The 19,914-nt window shown below is 72.1% G+C and carries 19 protein-coding genes; 9 read left to right on the top strand and 10 right to left on the bottom strand.

The window, feature by feature from the left end; all coding sequences use genetic code 11:
* Nucleotides 1-18 precede the first annotated feature (18 nt).
* Nucleotides 19-615 (top strand): ACT domain-containing protein, encoded by a 597-nt coding sequence (locus tag IE200_RS03725; RefSeq protein WP_407940957.1) that lies wholly within the window; start codon nucleotides 19-21, stop codon nucleotides 613-615.
* Between the two features lie 162 nt (nucleotides 616-777).
* Here the strand turns inward: IE200_RS03725 and IE200_RS03720 are convergent, their stop codons facing one another.
* Nucleotides 778-2,094, bottom strand: a complete 1,317-nt coding sequence (locus tag IE200_RS03720) for an MFS transporter (protein ID WP_191277973.1) — start codon at nucleotides 2,092-2,094, stop codon at nucleotides 778-780.
* A gap of 116 nt (nucleotides 2,095-2,210) precedes the next feature.
* Between IE200_RS03720 and IE200_RS03715 the strand changes: the two genes are divergently transcribed.
* Nucleotides 2,211-2,381 carry a hypothetical protein gene (locus tag IE200_RS03715; protein ID WP_191277972.1) on the top strand — a complete coding sequence of 57 codons (171 nt, stop codon included), beginning with the start codon at nucleotides 2,211-2,213 and terminating at the stop codon, nucleotides 2,379-2,381.
* Between the two features lies 1 nt (nucleotide 2,382).
* Here the strand turns inward: IE200_RS03715 and IE200_RS03710 are convergent, their stop codons facing one another.
* Nucleotides 2,383-2,823, bottom strand: coding sequence for a nitroreductase family deazaflavin-dependent oxidoreductase (locus tag IE200_RS03710; RefSeq protein WP_191277971.1), 441 nt, complete (start codon nucleotides 2,821-2,823; stop codon nucleotides 2,383-2,385).
* 172 nt (nucleotides 2,824-2,995) lie between these two features.
* Here IE200_RS03710 and IE200_RS03705 point away from each other — a divergent pair, with 172 nt between their 5' ends.
* Together IE200_RS03705 and IE200_RS03700 are read left to right on the top strand one after the other, a co-directional pair.
* The gene (locus IE200_RS03705; protein WP_191277970.1) at nucleotides 2,996-3,931 is read left to right on the top strand and encodes a 1,4-dihydroxy-2-naphthoyl-CoA synthase; all 936 of its coding nucleotides are present in this window, start codon (nucleotides 2,996-2,998) and stop codon (nucleotides 3,929-3,931) included.
* A gap of 18 nt (nucleotides 3,932-3,949) precedes the next feature.
* Entirely contained in the window at nucleotides 3,950-5,110 is a 1,161-nt protein-coding gene (locus IE200_RS03700) for a sterol desaturase family protein (RefSeq protein ID WP_229856053.1), read from the top strand.
* Between the two features lie 15 nt (nucleotides 5,111-5,125).
* On the opposite strand, the gene IE200_RS03695 is transcribed toward IE200_RS03700, so the two are convergent.
* From IE200_RS03695 to IE200_RS03685, 3 genes are read right to left on the bottom strand one after another with little or no spacing between them, the layout of a single operon-like run.
* Nucleotides 5,126-6,166, bottom strand: coding sequence for a glutathione synthetase (locus IE200_RS03695; RefSeq protein ID WP_191277968.1), 1,041 nt, complete (start codon nucleotides 6,164-6,166; stop codon nucleotides 5,126-5,128).
* On the bottom strand, nucleotides 6,163-7,347 hold the full coding sequence (locus IE200_RS03690) for a flavohemoglobin expression-modulating QEGLA motif protein (protein WP_191277967.1): 1,185 nt from the start codon (nucleotides 7,345-7,347) through the stop codon (nucleotides 6,163-6,165). The genes IE200_RS03695 and IE200_RS03690 overlap by 4 nt, the downstream gene beginning before the upstream one ends.
* Nucleotides 7,344-8,144: an N-formylglutamate amidohydrolase gene (locus IE200_RS03685; RefSeq protein ID WP_191277966.1), complete on the bottom strand. Its 801-nt coding sequence runs from the start codon at nucleotides 8,142-8,144 to the stop codon at nucleotides 7,344-7,346. Before IE200_RS03685 ends, IE200_RS03690 begins: the two co-directional genes overlap by 4 nt.
* A 79-nt stretch (nucleotides 8,145-8,223) precedes the next feature.
* Between IE200_RS03685 and IE200_RS03680 the strand changes: the two genes are divergently transcribed.
* Together IE200_RS03680 and IE200_RS03675 are read left to right on the top strand one after the other, a co-directional pair.
* Complete coding sequence (locus IE200_RS03680) at nucleotides 8,224-8,913, top strand: NAD-dependent deacylase (RefSeq protein ID WP_191277965.1); 690 nt, start codon at nucleotides 8,224-8,226, stop codon at nucleotides 8,911-8,913.
* A 69-nt stretch (nucleotides 8,914-8,982) separates the two neighbouring features.
* Nucleotides 8,983-9,741, top strand: coding sequence for a LolA-like protein (locus tag IE200_RS03675; protein WP_191277964.1), 759 nt, complete (start codon nucleotides 8,983-8,985; stop codon nucleotides 9,739-9,741).
* A 6-nt stretch (nucleotides 9,742-9,747) separates the two neighbouring features.
* Here the strand turns inward: IE200_RS03675 and IE200_RS03670 are convergent, their stop codons facing one another.
* Together IE200_RS03670 and IE200_RS03665 are read right to left on the bottom strand one after the other, a co-directional pair.
* Complete coding sequence (locus tag IE200_RS03670) at nucleotides 9,748-11,535, bottom strand: sensor histidine kinase (protein ID WP_191277963.1); 1,788 nt, start codon at nucleotides 11,533-11,535, stop codon at nucleotides 9,748-9,750.
* 115 nt (nucleotides 11,536-11,650) lie between these two features.
* Nucleotides 11,651-13,420: a sensor histidine kinase gene (locus IE200_RS03665; protein ID WP_191277962.1), complete on the bottom strand. Its 1,770-nt coding sequence runs from the start codon at nucleotides 13,418-13,420 to the stop codon at nucleotides 11,651-11,653.
* A gap of 113 nt (nucleotides 13,421-13,533) precedes the next feature.
* On the opposite strand from IE200_RS03665, the gene IE200_RS03660 reads away from it, so the two are divergent.
* The 3 genes from IE200_RS03660 (at nucleotide 13,534) to IE200_RS03650 (ending at nucleotide 16,196) form a co-directional block, all read left to right on the top strand.
* Nucleotides 13,534-14,679, top strand: coding sequence for an acyl-CoA dehydrogenase family protein (locus IE200_RS03660; RefSeq protein WP_191277961.1), 1,146 nt, complete (start codon nucleotides 13,534-13,536; stop codon nucleotides 14,677-14,679).
* On the top strand, nucleotides 14,679-15,245 hold the full coding sequence (gene thpR / locus IE200_RS03655; RefSeq protein WP_191277960.1) for an RNA 2',3'-cyclic phosphodiesterase: 567 nt from the start codon (nucleotides 14,679-14,681) through the stop codon (nucleotides 15,243-15,245). The genes IE200_RS03660 and thpR overlap by 1 nt, the downstream gene beginning before the upstream one ends.
* A 219-nt stretch (nucleotides 15,246-15,464) precedes the next feature.
* Nucleotides 15,465-16,196, top strand: coding sequence for a VIT1/CCC1 transporter family protein (locus IE200_RS03650; protein WP_308432988.1), 732 nt, complete (start codon nucleotides 15,465-15,467; stop codon nucleotides 16,194-16,196).
* Here IE200_RS03650 and IE200_RS03645 read toward each other — a convergent pair.
* From IE200_RS03645 to IE200_RS03635, 3 genes are read right to left on the bottom strand one after another with little or no spacing between them, the layout of a single operon-like run.
* Complete coding sequence (locus IE200_RS03645) at nucleotides 16,193-17,071, bottom strand: phosphotransferase family protein (RefSeq protein ID WP_191277959.1); 879 nt, start codon at nucleotides 17,069-17,071, stop codon at nucleotides 16,193-16,195. The genes IE200_RS03650 and IE200_RS03645 overlap by 4 nt on opposite strands.
* On the bottom strand, nucleotides 17,068-18,969 hold the full coding sequence (locus IE200_RS03640; RefSeq protein ID WP_229856051.1) for an alpha-amylase family glycosyl hydrolase: 1,902 nt from the start codon (nucleotides 18,967-18,969) through the stop codon (nucleotides 17,068-17,070). Before IE200_RS03640 ends, IE200_RS03645 begins: the two co-directional genes overlap by 4 nt.
* A gap of 5 nt (nucleotides 18,970-18,974) precedes the next feature.
* Complete coding sequence (locus IE200_RS03635; RefSeq protein WP_191277958.1) at nucleotides 18,975-19,913, bottom strand: sugar ABC transporter permease; 939 nt, start codon at nucleotides 19,911-19,913, stop codon at nucleotides 18,975-18,977.
* Nucleotide 19,914 lies beyond the last annotated feature (1 nt).

Genomic DNA, 19,914 nt, shown 5'->3' with positions numbered 1-19,914 from the left:
CCTCGTGGCATGCCCTACCTGATGCGTGTCGAGCTCCCCGATGTCCCGGGGTCGCTGGGCCGCGTCGCGAGCGCGATCGGTGAGGCCGGCGGTGACATCGAGGCGATCGAGATCGTCGAGAAGCGCGACGGGTTCGCCGTCGACGACGTCCTGCTCGAGATCCCGGCCGGCACCATGCCCGACTCGATCATCTCCGCCTGCTCGGTGCTCGACGGGGTGAGCGTGCAGTGGATCAGCCGCTACGCCGCCGGCGGCAACCTCTTCCTCGACCTCGAGGTCGTCGAGGCGCTCACCGAGGACCCGGCGACCGCGCGGGACCGGCTCGTCGAGCTGCTGCCGATCGCCTTCCGCGTCGACTGGGCCGCGCGGGTCACGCCGGGGCCGGACGGCGCACGGGTCGTGCACGCGACCGACGCCGCGCCGTCGGCGTACGACATCGAGGCGGTGCCGGCACCGACCCGGCTGCCCGGCGACGAGGTCTACGTCGAGTGCGCCGCTCCCTTCGGGGACGACGTCGTGCTGATGGGTCGTCGCGGCGGACCCGACTTCCTCGACTCCGAGCTCGCCCGCCTCGAGCACCTCCTCGGGCTGGCGATCACGATCAGCCGCGCCTGAGGTCGTCGGGCGCTCGGGCGGGCGGTGCGTGAGACAGCTTCTCCGTGCCCAGAACCTGCGTCACACACCTCGCGGCGAGTCGCCGGCGTGCGGGCGGTGCGTGAGACACCTTCTCGACGCCCAGAACCTGCGTCACTCACCGCTACCGAGCAGGGGGCGAGCTCAGGCCACCGAGCGGATCCGCGTGACGAACACCGAGCCGAGCACGCAGAGCGCGAACCCGACCCCGTAGACCACGCCGTAGCCCAGGGACCAGGACTCGCCGTACGTCGCCACCGACCCACCGAGCTCGCGGACCGCGACGAGGATGAGTCCCGCGATCGCCGGGGCGAGGACCTGCGGCAGCGCGGCGGCGATGTTGATGACGCCGAGGTCCTTGGCCCGGTCCCCGGCGCCCGGCAGGACCTGGGTGATCAGCGCGAAGTCGACCGCCTGGTAGACGCCGAACCCGGCTCCCAGCACGACGGCCGCGACGAGCGCGCCGGGCCAGGCCTGCCAGAGGCCCAGGATCAGCGAGCTCGCCCCGACCAGCACCCCGGACCAGATCACGAAGACCTTGCGCCGCCCGATCCGGTCGCTCCAGTGGCCGACGACGACCGTGGTCGCCACCGTGCAGCCGCCGTAGATCAGCACCAGCAGGCCGAGCCGTGCCGTGGCGTCGTCGTCGCCGTAGCCGAGGCCGTCGGTGAGGAAGTAGTAGAGGTAGTTGAGCGCGATCCAGTTGCCGAGGTTCACCAGCAGCCGCGTGATCCACGCCCACGCGAAGTCGGGGTGCTGGCGCGGCGAGACCCAGAACGACCGGACCAGCTGCTTCCAGTCCAGCGGCGTGACCTCGTGGTCGCGCGGCAGGGCGATGTCGCGCGAGCCGACGAGGTAGGGCACCGACAGCAGCAACATCACGACCGCGATGACGAGGTAGCCCTGGGCGATCGACCCGGTGACCTCGGCGATCTTGATGCCGAGCAGCACCCCGACGGTGCCGGCGATCGCGACCATCCCACCCATCAGCCCGCGCCGCTCGACGGGCACCTGGTCGGGCACAGCGGCCACGGCACCGGCCCACGCGGCGTTGAGGGAGAGCTGGACCAGGCTCCACGCGAGCACCATCCACAGCGCGCCCTCGGCCACCGACAGCAGCAGGAGTGACGCGGCGCCCAGCACCACGCCCCCCAGGATCCACGGCACCCGCCTGCCCAGCCGCGAGCGGGTGCGGTCGCTGAACGCGCCCCAGACGGGGTTGGCGACCATCGAGACCGCGGCGCCGGAGAAGAGCACCACCGCCAGGAGCGCCTCCTTGCTCATCCCGCCGGGCTCCTCGGCGGCGATGCGGGCGGCCTGCTGCGCGAGCAGCACCTGGATCGGCCCGAACCAGCCGGCCATGAGGCCGAGGTTGAGCATCACCAGCGAGCCCACCCACCGCGCAGGTGGAGCCTCGAGGGGCTCGTCGAAGGCCGACCGGGTCGGCAGCGTCGTCGTCACCGCGTCATTGTGGAGCCACCGCCCGCCGACGGGAAGGGCGACGAGCCGTTGCGCCCGGCCGCATGACGCGGTCGGATGGGGGTACGAACGGCAGCACCCGACGAGAGGACACGGCCATGAGCGAGGACGCGACGTTCCCCGAGGACGCCACGCAGCCGGAGGACCCGTTCGAGCCGGAGGCGCCGGCCCATGCGGACCCCGACGAGGAGACCGTCGTGCACGACGAGGACCTCGACGACGAGGCGGTCGTCGACGAGGTCGAGCACACCCCGGATGAGCCGGTCTGACTCAGGCGCGCTCGAGCAGGAACAGCGGGATCTCGCGGTCGGTCTTCTCCTGGTAGGAGGCGTACGTCGGCCAGGTCGCGACGGCGTGCTGCCACCAGTCCGCCCGCTCCTCCCCCTCGAGGATGCGCGCGGTGTAGACGTGCTTCTCCGCACCGTCCTGCAGCTCGACCTCGGGGTGGGCGAGGAAGTTGTGGAACCACTCCGGGTTGTCCGGGGCGCCACCCTTCGAGGCCACCGCGAGGTAGGCGCCGTCGCGCTCGACCCGCATCACCGGGTTCTTGCGCAGGTGGCCCGACTTCGCGCCGACCGAGGTGATCACCACGATCGGGTAGTCGGTGTCCGGCAGGGTGTTGGCCCGTGCGCCGGCGGTCGCCTCGTACTCCTCGACCTGGTTGCGGACCCAGTCGGACGTGCTCGGTACGTACGTTCCAGTCAGTGCCATGCCCGGCACAACACCGCGGGCCGCGGCGATCTTCCGCGGTAGTCCAGTGGCGAGATGCTGCACTTCCGCCCTCAGGACGACAGGAGCTCACTGGACTACCCAGCCCCAGCAGCAGGAGCTCACTGGACTACCCCGCAGGGGCGGGGACGAGCTGCCCGATAACCTCGCGCACATGAGTGCGATCGAGGGCGTCAGCGAGATCTTCGACCCCGAGGCCTGGGACGTCGTGCCCGGCTTCGAGGACCTCACCGACCTGACCTACCACCGCGCGCGGGCGCACGGCACCGTACGCATCGCCTTCGACCGCCCCGACGTCCTCAACGCCTTCCGGCCGCACACCGTCGACGAGCTGCTGCGCACGCTGGAGCACGCGCGCACGTCCGCCGACGTGGGCTGCGTGATCCTCACCGGCAACGGGCCGAGCGCGAAGAACGGCAAGTGGGCCTTCTGCACCGGCGGCGACCAGCGCATCCGCGGACGCGCGGGCTACCAGTACGAGACTCCCGGCCACGACGACGCCGGAGCCGAGCCCAACCCGATCGACAAGGCCAGGCTCGCCCGCCTCCACATCCTCGAGTGCCAGCGGCTGATCCGCTTCATGCCGAAGGTCGTCATCTGCGTCGTGCCCGGCTGGGCCGCGGGCGGCGGGCACAGCCTGCACGTCGTCGCCGACCTGACGCTCGCCAGCCGCGAGCACGCGCGCTTCAAGCAGACCGACGCCGACGTCGGCTCCTTCGACGGCGGCTACGGCTCGGCCTACCTCGCCCGGCAGGTGGGGCAGAAGTTCGCCCGGGAGATCTTCTTCCTCGGCGACGAGTACGACGCCGAGACCATGCACCGCATGGGTGCGGTCAACCGCGTCGTCGACCACGCCGACCTCGAGCGCGAGGCGCTGGAGTGGGGCCGCAAGATCAACGGCAAGTCGCCCACCGCCCAGCGGATGCTGAAGTACTCCTTCAACCTCCTCGACGACGGCCTGGTCGGCCAGCAGCTCTTCGCCGGCGAGACCACCCGCCTGGCCTACATGACCGACGAGGCGCAGGAGGGACGCGACCAGTTCCTCGAGAAGCGCGAGCCGGACTGGTCGCCCTACCCCTGGTACTACTGAGCCTGCACAATGGCGCGCGTGAAGGTCGACCTCACGGTCGCGGCGATCCCCGCGTTCATCGGCGCCATGGCCGCGGAGTACGCCTGGCAGCGCGCGCACCCGGTGGAGCCCGGCACCCGTGCCGGCGACTACCAGCTCGCCGACACGGTCGCGAGCCTCAGCATGGGCCTCGGCAGCCTCGCCGCGCCGTACGTCGCGCGCCGCCTGCTCGACCCCGTCACCCCGGGCGTCGGGCGGCACGGGCGCACCCTGCTGGCGGTGGGCGCGGCGGCCGCGGTGCTCACCACGGTCGGTGACGTCGTACGCCGACGGCTGCGCGACGGCCGGCTGCCCGACCCCCGGACGGTGCCGGCCGAGGTGCGCGAGGTGCAGGAGGAGCTGGCCGGGATCCGGCAGGCGCCCGCCGTGCGGACCGCCGACCGCACACCGCCGGCGCTGCGCCGGGCCCACGGCGGGCTCGCGGTCAGCGCGGTCGCCTCCACCGCGCTGGTCACCTCGACGACGTGGGCTGCCATGACGTCGGGCAAGCGGCTGTTCGCGCGTTCGCCGCTCGACCTCGGCACCGGCCCGTGGGCGGCACTCGTCGCCGTGCTCGGCTGGGACTTCGTCTACTACTGGAACCACCGGCTCAGCCACGAGAGCCGCTGGCTGTGGGCGGTGCACGTCGTCCACCACTCCAGCGAGCGCTACAACCTCTCGACCGCGCTGCGCCAGCCGGTCGCCGAGGGCGTCACGCTGTCCGTGCCGTACGGCCTGCTCGCGCTGGCCGGCGTACGCCCCGCGCTCATCGAGCAGGCCCGCGGCATCAACCTGATCTACCAGTTCTGGATCCACACCGAGGCGATCCAGCGGCTCGGCTGGGTGGAGAAGGTCTTCAACACGCCCTCCCACCACCGGGTGCACCACGGCTCCAACCGCGACTACCTCGACCGCAACCACGGCAGCATCCTCATCCTCTGGGACCGCCTCTTCGGCACCTTCGAGGAGGAGGGCGAGCCGGTGGTCTACGGCCTGACGGCCAACATCGACTCCTTCAACCCGGCGCGCATCGCGACCCACGAGTGGGCCGACATCGCCGCCGACGTGGCTGCTGCGGAGACGTGGCACGACCGGTGGTCGTTCCTCCTCCGGCGACCGGGGTGGGCGTACGCCCGCCGCGCGGCTGCCGGCGTCGCGTAGCGGGCGGGCCCGGCCTCAGCTCGTCGCGAGGCTCGTGTTGTCGATCTCCGGGTAGTGCTTGCGGATGTTCACCTTGCGCTCGAGCTCGGCGATGATCGCGGGCGCGAAGTTGACCTCGTAGAGCGCCTGGGCGCTGCCGAGGCCGCCGGGGCTGAAGACGTTGATCTCCATCAGCTTGTCGCCGACGATGTCGAGGCCCACCAGGAACATGCCGTCGGCCACGAGCTTGGGCCGCACGACCTCGACCATCTCCAGCATCTCGTCGGTGACCTTGACCTTCTCGGCCTTGCCGCCGGCCGACATGTTGGAGCGGATGTCCTTGGTCGACGGCGTGCGCCGGAAGGCGGCGTACGCCCCGTCGACCATCAGCGGCTCGCCGTTCATCACGAACATCCGCACGTCGCCCTTGGCCGCCTCCGGGAGGTACTCCTGGGCCACGACGTAGCCGTCGCGCGAGATCGCCTCGATGATCTGCTTGAGGTTGGGTGCCTCCTTGCGGTCGACGAGGAAGACGCCCGCGCCGCCCGACCCCTGCAGGGGCTTGAGCACGGCCTTGCCGCCGAGCTCGGAGATGAACTCCTCGATCATGTCCTCGTCGCGCGAGATGAGCGTGCGGGGACGGACGATCTCGGGGAAGTGCTGGAAGTAGGCCTTCGACAGCGCGTTGGCCAGGCTCGTCGGGTCGTTGACCACGAGGACGCCGCTGGAGGCGATGAGCTGGCCGAACGCGACGCCGGCGTTGTTGCGCCACGGGTCGGTCTCGGCGTCGTCGGCCGGGTCGTTGCGCAGCATCACCACGTCGAACTCGTCCATGCCGATGAGCTGCTCGACGTCGGGACGCTTGACGTCGGACATGTGGCGCTCGAGCGAGCGGTAGGTCTTGGCCTGGCCGGCGCGGGCCTTGGTGCTCAGCGACCCGTCGGGCTCGTAGGCGAAGTCGCCGATGCCCATGTACCAGGCCTCGTGCCCCATCTCCTTGGCGGCCAGGGCGAGGCGGTTGGTGGTGTACTCCGCCTTCTCCGTCTCGATGTCGTTGACGACGAATCCGATCTTCATGCGTGTCCCTCCAGGAGTGTGCTGAGGTCGTCGGTGCCGGCCGCCCGGGCGAGGTTGTCGTGGGCGGCCGGGTCGTGCAGGTAGCGGGGCAGCACGCGGGCCGGACGCAGCAGCCCGCGCTCCTCCAGGTCGCCGATGAGCGGCAGGTCGCGCAGCGAGAACTTGCCCAGCCAGAGCTGGTCGAGCGCGCCGCCGGAGCCCAGGTGCTCGAGCAGCTCGACGAGCCCGCGCAGGTAGATCGCGTCCTTGGTCATCCCGCCCGAGCGGTAGACGCGCATGACGGTGGTCCACGCGCTGCGGCTGGGGAAGTCGTCGGCGACGAGCGCCTCGTGCGCCTCGGCGAACGTGGCGCCGGCGACCATCCGGTGGACGGTGACCACGCGCCCGGCCAGCTGGCGCAGCCGGAACGCGGTGAGCCCGCCGCAGGCGATCTCGGCGAGGACGGCCAGGCCCTCCTGGGTCTCGTCGTAGCCGGCCAGCCCGACGCCGAGCACCTTGATCGGCTGGTGGGTGCCGTTGGCCTGCGTGACCAGGTGGGTGCCGACCTCGTGGTGCAGCAGCGCCTCGGCGCGCGTGCGCTGGACCTTGGTCTCCGGCCCGATGAGCAGGACGTCGCCGGAGACCATGACCCCGTTGACGTCGCTGCGGATCTCGGCGTGCATGTCGAGGTCGGGGTCCTCCTCGCGGTAGCGCGCGATCTCCTCCAGCGCGAGGGCCAGGAACTCCTCGGCGTCGAGCGCCTCCGCGCCGGGCTCGGTGCGGGTGATCGTGGCGAGCAGTCCCTCGGCCTGGCGGCGCAGCGAGGGGGAGACCCCGCCGTACAGCTCCACGCTCAGCGGCAGGAAGTCCTCGGTGTCGCGGGCCTCCAGCATGTCGAGCTGGAGCTCCATCTCGCGGTGCTTGGCGCGCAGGAGCTGGCCGAGCACCGGGTCCTCGACCTCGCCGGGGTCGATGTCGTCGAGCTCGGCGCGCACGACCGCCGGGTCGGTCTCGAGCTCGCGGTAGGTAAACGGCGGGTCGGGCTCACGGCCCTCGAGGAAGTCCTCGCGCAGGTCGTCGGCGTCGACGGGCGTGATGTCGAGCAGGAAGCGGAAGCTCTGCGCCAGCAGCGACAGCCGGTGGTCGACGGCGAGGTCCGCGGCGCTGAGCGCCGGACCTTCCTGCGCCGCGGCGCCGCTCACAGCCGCCCGAGCTCCTCGTGCAGGCCCGGCAGCGCCGCCTCGAGTCCCAGCTGGGCGCTGCGGAGCCGGTCGGGGTGCAGCTCCCCGCTCCACTCGTCCATGAACGTCTTCTTGAACTCCAGCGCCAGCACGCACCCCACGCGCGGATAGCGGTCGTGCACCCACCAGGCCAGGTTGCGTCCCTCGAAGGCGACGTTCTCCCGGGCGTCGAGCGGGCCGCACCCCAGCGAGGCGTCACGCAGGTCGCCCATGAACCGTTCGACGAGCGGGCCGAACAGGTCGTGGTCGAGGCTGCCGGTGCCGACGTTGACCTCGGGGTTCTCCTCGGCCGGGGCCGGCGGCGCGTCGGCGCCGTCTCGGCGGTGGTTGTAGGAGTGCACGTCGAGCAGCACGAACGGCCCGCGCTCGGCCACGGCGTCGAGCCGAGGGGCCAGCGCGTCGTAGAAGGCGTCGTACGTCGCGAGGCTGCCCTCGAAGAGCTCGTCCGACAGCTCGCCCCCGCGCCAGACCTCCAGGCCCCAGCAGTCGTCGGGCGTGCGGTAGACCGCCTCGCGACGGGGCCGGTTGAGGTCGGCCTCGAAGCGCGAGCGGCGGGTCACGACGTGGTCGGGGACCACGGCGGCGAGCCGGTCGGTGAACGGGTCCTCCTCGCGGAACCGCTCGGCCTCGTCGAGCACCATCGCCTCGGCGATCTCCGGGCGCAGCTCGTGCCCGGCGTGCACCGAGGTCGCCACCAGCTGGCCGCTCCAGTCGCCGACGAACGCCACGGCGTCCGACGTCCCTCCCAAGTCCGTCATGGCCGACATGTCTACCGCAGTCGCGACACCACCTCCATGCGCCCGCACCCCTATGGGTGGCGGGTGGTAGGACTGCTGCATGCGCCGCCACCAGAAGGTCGTCGTGCTCACCGGCGCCGGCATCTCCGCCGAGAGCGGGCTCACCACGTTCCGCGACTCCGGCGGGCTCTGGGAGGGCCACGACCCGATGCAGGTCGCGACCCCCGAGGCCTTCGCGCACGACCCGGACCTGGTGCAGCGGTTCTACGACGCACGGCGGGCCGCGCTCCCGCGGGTGCGACCCAACGCCGCCCACCACGCGCTCGTACGCCTCGAGGAGGAGCTCGGCGACGACCTGCTCGTGGTCACCCAGAACGTCGACGACCTCCACGAGCGAGCCGGCTCGCGACGCGTCCACCACATCCACGGGCGGCTGCGGTCGGCGTGGTGCACCGCCTGCGACTCCCGGCACGAGTGGGAGGGACCGCTCGCACACCGGCCGGCCTGCCCCGGCTGCGGGTCGTCGGCACTGCGCCCCGACGTCGTGTGGTTCGGCGAGATCCCCCATGGCATGGACCTCGTCGAGCAGGCGCTGTGGGAGTGCGACCTGTTCGTCTCGATCGGCACCTCGGGCACGGTCTACCCCGCCGCGGCGTTCGTGCACTGGGTCAGGCGCGACACCCTCGAGCTCAACCTCGAGCCGAGCACGGGGGCCGGTGACTTCGCCGAGTCGCGCCGCGGCCCGGCCAGCCGGCTCGTGCCGGCGTGGGTCGAGGAGCTGCTCGGCTGACTTGCGCCGATCGCCTGCGACGCGCGGCGCTCCGTGATGAGATCGAGCGGCTCACGACGAAGGGGACCCATGCGCACGATCCGATCGGTTGCGGCGGCTGCGGCGCTGACGGTGGTCACCGGGTGCAGCGTGTACGAGGACTTCACCACCAGCGACTTCGCCCAGCAGGACGGCGACGCCATCGTCGCGGCCGCCAGCGAGACGATGCGCGAGGTGACGAGCCTGCGGGTGACCGGCCAGGTGCGTGAAGGCGGCGAGCAGTACTTCGTCGACCTCAGAATGGACCGCGAGGACCGGTGCAAGGGCACCCTGAGGGTCGGCGGCAGCCACATCGACATCCGACGCATCGGCGACCGGGCGTGGCTCAAGGGCGAGCCGGGTGCCTTCAACCGCCTCGGCGGCGGCTCCGTGCCGCGGCAGGTGCTCGACCGCCTCAGTCGGTCGTGGCTCCAGCTCGACGACCGGACCGTGACGCGCCTGTGCGACTTCGACGCGCTGCTCGCCGAGTTCGAGGTCGTCGACTTCGGTCAGCGCCGCAACGGCAAGAACGCCTCGGGCAAGGGCCGTACGGAGGACGCCGTCGTCGACGGTCCGGTCCCGGCGACCGTGGTGGAGGAGACCTCCCTCGACGGCCGGAAGGCCGTGGAGCTCAGCGCCTCCCCCGGCGGCGCCCACGAGGAGAGGACCTGGGTGCTGAGCGAGGCGCCGCACCACGTGGTGAGGATGGAGTCGACCTCGACCCGCGACGGCGGGACCATCTCGTTCTCGGAGTTCGATGTCGAGGTCGAGGTCGAGGCCCCGCCCGCCGAGGACGTCATCCGGCCCTGACCGGGCTCAGGACCCGTGGAGGGGACGGAAGTGCAGGCGCACGCAGGTGCCCCGGCCGAGGGTGGACTCCACCTGCACCGTGCCGCCGTGGCGGTGCATGATCTCCCGCACGATGCCGAGGCCGAGCCCGGTGCCCGGGCGCATCAGGGCCTCCTCGTTGGTGGAGCGGAAGAGCGGCGAGAAGAGGTTGGCCTGGTCGGAGGGGGAGATCCCGATGCCCTCGTCGCGGCAGGTGAAGCTCAGGCCGCCGTCGGCCCGTCGCTCGATGCCGATCCAGATCTCGTCGCCGGGGTCGGAGTACTTCACGGCGTTGTCGACGAGGTTGCTGACCGCGCTGGCGATCTCGCGCGGGTCGCCGAGGACCACGGCCTCGTCGAGGTCGCCGACCAGGTGCAGCGTGACGCCGACGCGCTCGGCGACGGCCGTCATCGCCGAGAGGGTCTCCTCCACGATCGGGACGAGGTCGGTGTGCTGCATCGACGGCGGGTGCTGCGGGTCGCTGACGCGCGAGAGCATCGCGAGGCCCTGGAGCAGGTCGCCGAGGCGCTCGGTGCCGCGCAGGATGGCCTGGGCACGTTTGAGGTCGCGCTCGTCGATGAACTCGCTCGCCGCGAGGAACTCGGCGTTGGCGGCGATCACGGTCATCGGGTTGTTGATCTCGTGGGTCAGCTCGCGCAGGAAGCGGTGCCGCGCCTCCTCGAGCTCGCGCAGCTCCCCGAGCAGTCGCCGCTCGCGCTGGGTGGCGTGAGCGTTGGCGATCGCCCGGCCGAGGTCGTGGCCGAGCTCGAGCGCCGCGACCCCCTCGCCGTCGGTCCAGCGGCGTGACCCGGTGCGCCGCGCGCACATCAGCATGCCGAGCACCTCGTCGTCGACGCCGACCGGCGCCACGACGACCGCCTCGAAGCCGGCCGCGCGGAGCGCGTCGGTGAACCACGGCGCGTACGCCGCCAGCTCGCCGTCGCCCCAGACGTTCTCCGGCTCGATGACGAGCACGTGCTGCCCGTCCCAGGCGCGCGCGGCTGCCTCGTCGAGCGCGTGGCGCACCTCGGGTGCCGCGTCGAGGCCGAGGCTGTCGGGACCGTCGGTGGCGTCGTCGATGAACACGCGGATCTCGAGCTCGTCGACCGACAGCGCCCCGAGCAGGGTGGAGCGGGCCTCGCGCAGCAGGTGGGCGACGTCGTGGCGAGCCGGGTCGGAGCGTGCCAGCCGCCGGGTGGCGCGGATGACGCGCATGTGGTCGGCGTACTCCTCGCGCTCGATCGCGGTCAGCACGGAGTTGAGGGTCATCGCCAGCTCGTCGGAGATCTCGAGCAGCCGCTCCTTGTCGGGACGGCGCGAGTCGACCGGCACGTCGAGGTAGAGCAGGGCGCGGAGGTCGCCGCGCTCGTCGAGGATCCTGGCCACGAGCATGTCCATGGGGTGCCAGTCGCCGTCCTCGCCGGTGACCGGGATGTCGGGGACGACGATCACGCCCTCCATCTGGTCGCGCAGCTCCTCGGAGAAGTTCTCCTCCGGGACCCAGATGAACAACCCGAACGGCTCGCCGGCGGCGAAGACCATCTGCATGTCGGCCAGCCGCGACGCGGTGCCGAGACGCTCCTCGGCGCTCGTCGCGTCACCGTAGATTGCGACGAACTCCAGCAGGCCCTTGGGACGTACGACCTCGATGGCGCAGACCCGGAACCCGGCGCGGGTGGCGGCGTCGCGGGCGAGGGCGTGCATCAGCGCGCGGGCGCGTGCATCACCCCAGCTGAGGTCGCGCGTCCTGCGCTCCCCGGTCTGCCCCTCGTCCATGGCGCACTCGCCCTCCCCACCCGCCACTGGGATCGTAGGCGGGGGCTCAAGGCCGTGGAGCGGATTCGGCGGGTTGTCGTGCGCGGTGTGGACGAACTGTTGCCCAGCAGCGGCCTCACTCCACCTCGTCGGGTGGAGCGAGCGGGAGCCACACGTCGAAGGTGCTCCCCACGCCGACCTCGGAGTCCAGCCGCACCGTGCCGTGGTGACCGGTCACCACCCGCTCGATGATCGCCAGGCCGAGGCCGGTGCCCGGACGCCGGCGCGCCTCCGGGCTGCTGGAGCGGAAGAAGGGGGCGAAGACCTTGTCCACCTCGTCGGCGCGGATGCCGATGCCGTTGTCGGTGCAGGTGATCCGGATCCCGTCGACCGCTCGGCGGGCCGCAGGTTGCGCGGTGACGCTCACCCGGCCGCCCGCCGCGGTGTACTTGACGGCGTTGGACAGCAGGTTGGTGACCATCCGCTCCAGGCCGACGTGGTCCCCGGTCAGCACGAGGCCGTCGGCCACCTCCACCTGCAGCTCGATCCCGGCCAGCGAGGCCGTCGAGGTCAGGAACTCGCTGGTCTCGCACACCAGCGACGACAGGTCGACCTCGACCATGGCGGCGCCGCGCTCGGGATCGCTGACGGAGGCGAGCGTCATCAGGTCGGCCACCATGTCCTCGATGCGGCGGGCGGCGCGGCCGAGCGCGTCGAGCGACTCGCGCACCTCCTCGGGCGGCAGCTCCTCGTCGAGCAGCTCGAGGTGCGTGAAGAGCACGCTCACAGGGTTGCGCAGCTCGTGGGCCAGGGTGAGCACCATGTCGTGGCGGTAGTCGCTGACGCTGCGCAGCTCTGCGTTGAGCGCGCGCTCGCGCTCGACGAGGCGCGCCTCGAGCACCAGCCGCGCGACGTCGGCGGCCACGATCGTGGCGGCGTTGATCTCCGAGGCGATCCAGCGGGGCGCGTCGAGGGCGCGTCCCATCGCGAGGGTCCCGAGGTACTCGTCGCCCGCGCCGATCGGCACGAGGAGCCCCGAGCCCAGGCCGTGGGTGTCGAGCAGCCGGGTCAGTGACGGCGGGGTCTCGATCGAGTTCTCCTGCATGCTCCACGTCCGGTCGCGCTCGACCACGACGTGCCCGCGCCGCTCCCACTGCCGGCGCATGACGTCGGCCATGCTGACCTGGTCGTCCTCCAGGTCCGCGACGAACGAGCCGGCTGCCACCACGTCGACGCTGGCCAGGTCGAGCGCCTCGCGGAGGGCACCCGACAGCTCCGTCATGAGGTCGTCGACACCCAGGCCGGGGCGTACGCCCTCGATCGCGCGGCGGGCCCGGGTGACCATGCGGACCTGCTCGCCGTAGAGCTCGCGCTCGACGATGCTGACGATCGCGTCGAACAGCACGCCGGCCTCGGCGTTGATCGCCGCCACCACCTCGGGCGTCGGGCGCAGGCCGGACAACGGCTCGTCGAGGTAGAGGATCCCGCGCAGCTCGCCGTCCTCGTTCTCGAGCAGGCGCACCAGCTGGTCGTCGGGGTCCCACCCGTTGGGCAGGCCTGACGCGGGGACGTCGGGCTTGTGGCCGTACTCGTCGAGCCACGCCCGGGTCTCGTCGTCGAGCCGCTCGCTCGGGATGTGGCGCCAGCCGTCCATCTCCTGGCCCAGCGACAGGATGTGGTCGAGCTCCAGCGGCGAGGCCTGTCCCAGCATCTTGTCGCGCGCGCCGTCGTCGCCGACGATCGCGACGAACTCGAGGTAGCCGTCCGAGCGCAGGGCCTCGACGGCCACGACCTTGTAGTGGGTGCGCGTCGCGACGTCCTCGGCGACGGCGTGCAGGACCGCGCGCTGGGACTGGTTGCCCCACGCCTGCCCTCGTGGACGTGCCCACGCCCCGTCGTCGCTCACCTGCGTCCCCGTCCCCTCGACCGAGCCCGACGATGACGGTACGCCCAAATCGACGCGCCCGGGCCTACTTGACCATCATGGCGCCGTTGGTGACCCGCGGGTAACATAGCGGCATGAAGCGTGAGATCTACGACGAGGACCACGAGGCCTTCCGTGCCTCCGTCAAGCAGTTCCTGGACCGCGAGGTCACCCCGCACCTCGAGTCGTACGCCGACAACCACGGCCTCGACCGCGCCTTCTGGACCGCGGCCGGCGCGCAGGGCTTCCTCGGGCTGGAGATCCCCGAGGAGTTCGGCGGCTCCGAAGCCGGCGACTACCGCTTCAACGCCGTGCTGACCGAGGAGCTCGCCAAGGTCAACATGACCCTGCCCAGCTGCGTCGGCATCCACGCCGACATCACCGTGCCCTACCTGGTGCACCTCACCGACGACGAGCAGAAGAAGCGCTGGCTCCCCGGGTGCGCGAGCGGCGAGATCGTCACCGCCATCGGCATGACCGAACCCGGCGGCGGCTCCGACCTCGCCAACCTCAAGACCACCGCCGTCCGTGACGGCGACGACTGGGTCATCAACGGGTCCAAGACCTTCATCACCAACGGCGGCTCGGCCGACATCGTCCTGGTCGCCGCCCGCACGAGCCCGGAGAAGAAGGCCAAGGGGATCTCGCTCTTCGCCGTCGACACCACGCTCGACGGCTTCAGCGTCGGTCGCGTCCTCGACAAGGTCGGCCAGGACGAGTCCGACACCGCCGAGCTCGCCTTCGAGGACGTGCGCGTCTCGGGCGCCGACCTCGTGGGCCCGCTCGACACCGGCTTCATCTCGATGATGCAGTTCCTGCCGCAGGAGCGCCTCGGCTCCGCCATCACCAACCTGGCGCACGCCAAGCAGATCCTGGAGGAGACGGTCCAGTACGCCAAGGACCGCCAGGCGTTCGGCCAGCCGATCGGCTCCTTCCAGAACACGCAGTTCCTCCTCGCCGACCTGGTCACGCGCGTGGACGTGACGCAGGCGTTCGTCGACCAGTGCGTGGTCGCGCACACCAAGCAGGAGCTGACCCCGGTCGACGCGGCCAAGGCCAAGTGGTGGACCTCGCAGGTCCAGAACGACGTCCTCGACCACTGCGTGCAGGTGCACGGCGGCTACGGCTACATGAACGAGTACCGCGTGGCCCGCGCCTGGCGCGACGCCCGGGTCACGAAGATCTGGGCCGGCTCCAACGAGATCATGAAGATGCTGATCGGGCGCGACCTGGGGCTGTGATGAGGGCGTTCGTCGCCATCGTCCCGCCGGCTGAGGTGGTCGCCCACCTCGACGCCTTCCTGGACGTACGCCGCGAGGCCGCGGCCTTCCGCTGGTCCGACCCCGAGCAGTGGCACCTGACGCTGGCGTTCTCCGCCGACGTGCCGGAGCGCAGCCTGGACGACCTCGACGAGCGGCTGACCAGGCTCGCCCACCGCCGCCCGGCGGTGGGGCTGCGGGTCGCCGGCGGTGGCGCCTTCCCGCACGCCGACCGGGCCCGCGTCCTCTACGCCCGCCTGGACCTGGACGAGGCCGCGGCGGCCGGGCTCGACCTGCTCGCCGCCGGGTGCCGGGCGGCGATGTCGCGCGCCGGCGCGCGCGTCGACGGGCAGCGCTTCCGCCCCCACCTGACGCTGGGCCGGCTGGGCCGCCCCGAGAACGTCACCTCCTGGGTGCGCCTCCTCGAGGCGTACGACGGTCCGGCGTGGACCGCCGAGGAGATCACCCTGGTCGCCTCCCACCTCGGCGAGGGACCGCGCCGACGTCCGCGTCACGAGGTCGTGGGGACGTACGCACTGGGCGGCTGACGGCGTTGACCGTGCCAGCCGCGCCCGGGGTGGCGGCAGATCGCACCCCGGGCGCCTCACGATCGGCAATGTGCCGCCACCAACACGCCGGCCCCGCTCGGGGTGGCGGCAGATCGCACCCCAGACACCCCCGACCAGCAATGTGCCGCCACCCTCGAGGCGGCTGAGCCCAGCCTCACCTTCGTTGCGTGGTGCCGGAGGGCCCGCGACGATTGAACGGTGAGCACCGAGATCGGGACCGACGAGGATCCGCAGCACTTCCACGACGACCTGGGCGACCACGTCGGCACGCGGCTGAACTGGCTGCGCGCCGCCGTCCTCGGCGCCAACGACGGCATCGTGTCGACCGCCGGTGTCGTGATGGGCGTCGCCGGCGCCACCGACGACAGCGGCACGATCATCATCGCCGGCATCGCCGCCCTCACCGCCGGCGCCCTCAGCATGGGCACGGGCGAGTACGTCTCGGTCAGCACCCAGCGCGACTCCGAGAAGTCGATCCTCGACCTCGAGGCCAAGGAGCTGCTGCAGATGCCGCAGACCGAGGAGCGCGAGCTCGCGAAGATGTACGTCGACAAGGGCCTCTCGCAGGAGACGGCCGCGCAGGTCGCGCGCGAGCTCACCGAGCACGACGCCCTGCGCGCCCACGCCGACATCGAGTTCGGCATCGACCCGGACAACCTGACCAACCCGTGGCACGCCGCGTGGGCCTCGATGGTCGCCTTCACGGTCGGCGCGCTGCTGCCCCTGCTGGTAGTGGCGTTCGTGCCCGACGCCGTGCGGGTGCTCGTCACCGTCCTGAGCGTCGTCGCCGCCCTCGCGCTCACCGGGTTCGTCAGCGCCAAGATCGGACTGAGCCCGCGGCTGCCCGCCGTCGTGCGCAACATCGGCGGCGGCCTGCTCGCGATGGGCGTCACCTACCTCATCGGCATGTTCGCCGGCGTCTACCTCTAGACGGCACCCGCCCAGGTCGTCACCAGCGCCAGGCACCAGTCCAGGTGCCGGCCCGGGTGCCCGGCCAGGCAGCTCGCGGTGACCAGGCCGTACGCCGCGCGGTAGAGCACCAGCACCGCGGGGTCGTGGCCGAGGCGCCGTACGGCGAGGTCGTCGAGGGCCGCGGTCGCCGCAGCTGCGCCGGGTCCGAACATGTCCTGGAGGCAGGCGGCCACCGCCGCGTCGAAGGCAGGGTCGCCGAGCGTGGAGACGTAGCCGAAGTCGAGCAGGCCCACCGGCCGGCCACCGTCCAGCAGCACGTGCACCGGCCCCAGGTCGCCGTGCACGAGCCGCGGTGGCACGGGCGGCACCGCCCGCAGCGCGCCGGCCAGCGCGTCGGCCACGCCGGGCGCGAGCAGGCCGCCGAGCAGCACCGCCCGCCGCCGCACCAGGTCGCCCATCGAGACGCCGAACGGCACGGCCGGGTCGAACGGCTGCTCGCCGTCCGGGACCGGCAGCGTCGCCATGTCGGGGCGGGGCTCGACCTCGGACAACCGGGCGAGCACCTCGACCACCGGCTCCGGCCCGGCGGCCGGGTCGGCACGACCGGGGACCAGCGGATGCACGGTGACCACCAGGCCGTCGACCTCGTCGACGTCGAGGATGCGCGGGACGAGAAGCCCTGCGCCCGCCTCCTGCAGGCCTTCGTGGACCGCGTCGTAGAACGCCCGCAGCCGGTCGACCTCCGCGCGGGACCGGCGGTCCCACACCTTCACCACGCGGTCGCCGTCGAGCGCGGCCACCACGCCCTCCATCCCGCGCCCCACCTCGTGGGTGACGCGGTACCCGGCGCCGCGCAGCAGGTCGAGCGGCTCCAGGCTGCTCGGGGTGGTCACCGCACCTCGTGCACTGACACCCCCGGCTCACCGGGGAGCGTGAGGGTGCCGCCAGCAACCCCGGCCGCCGCACCGGTGAGCGGGGTGAGGCCGGCGTCCGGCCCCAGCGCGTGCACCGGGAGGTCGACCGCGGCGCACGGCCGGCGTACGGCGTGGACGAGCAGCGTCTGGTCGGGATGCTCGCGCAGGAAGGTCATCGAGTCCTCCCCGGCGTGCAGCCACCGCAGGCCGCCACGACGCAGCGCGACGTGCTGGCGGCGCAGCGCGATCCAGCTGCGGTAGGCCTCGAGGGTCGCCTCGTCCCAGGTGTCGCGGTGCTCCCACGGGTAGGGCGTGCGGGCGTGCTCGCCGTCGACCGCGGTGAGGCCGAGCTCGTCGCCCATGAAGACCACGGGCACTCCGGGCATCGTCATCTGGAGGCCGAGCCCGACGAGGTGCAGGTCGCGGCCGCGCCCGACCAGGTCGACGCCGCCGTCGGTGCCGCCGCCGGTGACCGTACGGAACCGCGGGGTGTCGTGGGAGTCGAGGTGCATCGTGGAGCCCTGCCACGCCGTCCACGGGATCGACCCGTGGACCTCGCGCATCGTGGCGACCGCCGCGGACGCCGGGAGGACCGGGATGTCGACCGGGAGCCCGAGGTAGTCCAGGCCGTGGGGCAGGCCCGCGCCGCCGGGGGCTCCGCCGTTGAGCCAGCACCACACCGGCCGGGTGAACCCGGCGTAGTCCATCGTCCCGTGCCAGCCGGGTCCGGTGAGGTCCGCGGTCGCGTCGTGCCCGTGCTCGGCGAGCAGCCATGCATCCGGGGAGACCTCGTCGATGGTGTGCCGGATCTCCTGCGCGACGTGGTGGGCGAGGTCGTCGCCCCCGAACCGGCCGGTCATGTTGGCGACGTCGACGCGCCACCCGTCCAGGCCCCGGCGCAGCCAGTGCGCGACGACGGAGTCGGGGCCGGCGTAGAGCCGGCGCGCCATCTCGGCCGACGTGTGGTCGAGCTTGGGCAGGCTGGGGATGTCGAGCCAGGCCGCGTAGCCGTGGGGGTACTCGTCGGAGAACCGGTAGAAGGCGCGCTCGGGCGAGGAGGGGTCCTCCAGCGCGCGCACGAACCAGTCGTGGTGCTCGCCGGTGTGGTTGGTGGTGAGGTCGCCGACCAGCCGCAGCCCGCGGTCGTGGACGGCCTGCGCGAGCCGCTCCAGCGCCTCGTCGCCACCGAGCAGCGGGTCGACCCGGTCGAAGGAGACGGCGTCGTAGCGGTGCGTGGACCACGCCTCGAACACGGGCGTCAGGTAGAGCAGGGTCGCGCCCAGCAGGTCGAGGTGGTCGAGGTGCTCGGCGACCCCGTCGAGCGTCCCGCCGTACCACTGGAACGGCACGTCGGGCCCCTTGTGCACCACGGGCTGGTCCCACTCGCAGGGGATGGCCCAGTCCGGAACGGCGGCGCCGGTCTGGGTGCGGCCGAAGCGGTCGGGGAAGACCTGGTAGCCGACCTCGTCGGCGATCCAGTCGGGCAGCCGGTGCTCGGTGCTGATCTTGAAGTCGCCGGCGTCGGCGACGTCACGGGCGTGGACGCCCGTCGCCGTGAGCCAGCGGAAGTCGTCGGGGCCCCGCGAGACCAGGAAGCGGTAGGACGTGACGCGGTTGACGAGCCGCAGGTCGACCTCCCACCAGGTGCCCGCGGCGTCCTCGGAGACCTGGGTGGCGTGGCTGACCGCAGGCTCCCCGTCACGTACGGCGCGCAGCACGACGCGGCTGGCGCCGGGCGACCCGTCGGCGCCGTGCGGAACGCGCACGCGCAGGGTGACCTCGTCGCCGAGCCCAGCCCCGACCCCGTCGACGTACATGACCGAGCCGTCGTGGTGCGGGTCGAGCGGGTCGGGCGATCCGGTGGACGAGCCGGCCACGCGGGTCACCCCTTCACACCGCCGGCGGTGATGCCGCCGACGATGAATCGCTGGAGGTAGAGGAAGAGCAGGACCACCGGGATGGCGGTGAGGATCGAGCCGGCCGCGAAGACGCCGAGGTTGTTGGACCGGTCGCCGTCGATGAGCCCGTAGAGGCCGGTGGCGAGGGTCTTGTTGCCGGCCGCGCGCAGGAAGATGGAGGCCATCAGGAACTCCGCGATGGTGCCGACGAAGACCAGCAGGCCGCAGACCGCGAGGATCGGTCGCACGAGCGGCAGGATGATGCGGAAGAAGACCTGCACGTGGCTGGCGCCGTCGATCATCGCGGCCTCGTCGAGCGACATCGGGATCGAGTCGAAGAAGCCCTTGATCAGCCAGACCTGCCCGAGCGAGCCGCCGCACATCATCAGGATGTAGCCGGCGAGGGTGTCGAGGCCGATGGCCGGGATCACCGCGCCGAGGTCGGTGAACATCAGGTAGAGCGCGACCGCGGCGAGGAACTGGGGGAACATCTGGATCAGCAGCAGGGCCAGCAGTCCGCCGCGCCGGCCCTTGAAGCGGAACCGGCTGAACGCGTAGGCCGCGAGCGCGCTGAACAGCAGCTGGACGAAGACCACGACGACGCACACGATGATGCTGTTGCGGTACCACGTGCCGAAGGGCTGCTCGTCGAGCAGGGTCGTGTAGTTGGTGAGGCTGAACGACCGCGGGATCATCGTCGAGGTGACGACGTTGCCGAGCGGGTTCAGCGAGGCCGAGATCAGGTAGGAGACCGGGAAGAGCGCCCACACGACGGCGAGGACGCCGACGAGGTGGCGCCAGCCGATCTCGCGGAACCAGCGGCCGGTGCTCATCTTCGGCCTGGGGGCGGGGTCGCCGCCGCGCCGGCGGCGCTTGGTCGGGACGACGACGGTCTCGGCCGGCGTGGTGGGAACCTGGGTCATG

The sequence above is a fragment of the Nocardioides flavus (ex Wang et al. 2016) genome, assembly GCF_014653115.1.
GTDB classification, from domain to species: Bacteria; Actinomycetota; Actinomycetes; order Propionibacteriales; family Nocardioidaceae; genus Nocardioides; species Nocardioides flavus.
The sequence above is the reverse complement of the archived record's forward strand: the minus strand, read 5'-3'. Positions and strand labels throughout refer to the sequence as shown.

Coding starts and splice junctions, on each gene's coding strand:
- IE200_RS03680 (WP_191277965.1), top strand. CDS start 8,224: ATGCGCCGCCACCAGAAGGTCGTCGTGCTCACCGGCGCCGGCATCTCC.
- IE200_RS03635 (WP_191277958.1), bottom strand. CDS start 19,913: ATGACCCAGGTTCCCACCACGCCGGCCGAGACCGTCGTCGTCCCGACC.
- IE200_RS03670 (WP_191277963.1), bottom strand. CDS start 11,535: ATGGACGAGGGGCAGACCGGGGAGCGCAGGACGCGCGACCTCAGCTGG.
- IE200_RS03675 (WP_191277964.1), top strand. CDS start 8,983: ATGCGCACGATCCGATCGGTTGCGGCGGCTGCGGCGCTGACGGTGGTC.
- thpR (WP_191277960.1), top strand. CDS start 14,679: ATGAGGGCGTTCGTCGCCATCGTCCCGCCGGCTGAGGTGGTCGCCCAC.
- IE200_RS03710 (WP_191277971.1), bottom strand. CDS start 2,823: ATGGCACTGACTGGAACGTACGTACCGAGCACGTCCGACTGGGTCCGC.
- IE200_RS03660 (WP_191277961.1), top strand. CDS start 13,534: ATGAAGCGTGAGATCTACGACGAGGACCACGAGGCCTTCCGTGCCTCC.
- IE200_RS03685 (WP_191277966.1), bottom strand. CDS start 8,144: ATGACGGACTTGGGAGGGACGTCGGACGCCGTGGCGTTCGTCGGCGAC.
- IE200_RS03695 (WP_191277968.1), bottom strand. CDS start 6,166: ATGAAGATCGGATTCGTCGTCAACGACATCGAGACGGAGAAGGCGGAG.
- IE200_RS03705 (WP_191277970.1), top strand. CDS start 2,996: ATGAGTGCGATCGAGGGCGTCAGCGAGATCTTCGACCCCGAGGCCTGG.
- IE200_RS03715 (WP_191277972.1), top strand. CDS start 2,211: ATGAGCGAGGACGCGACGTTCCCCGAGGACGCCACGCAGCCGGAGGAC.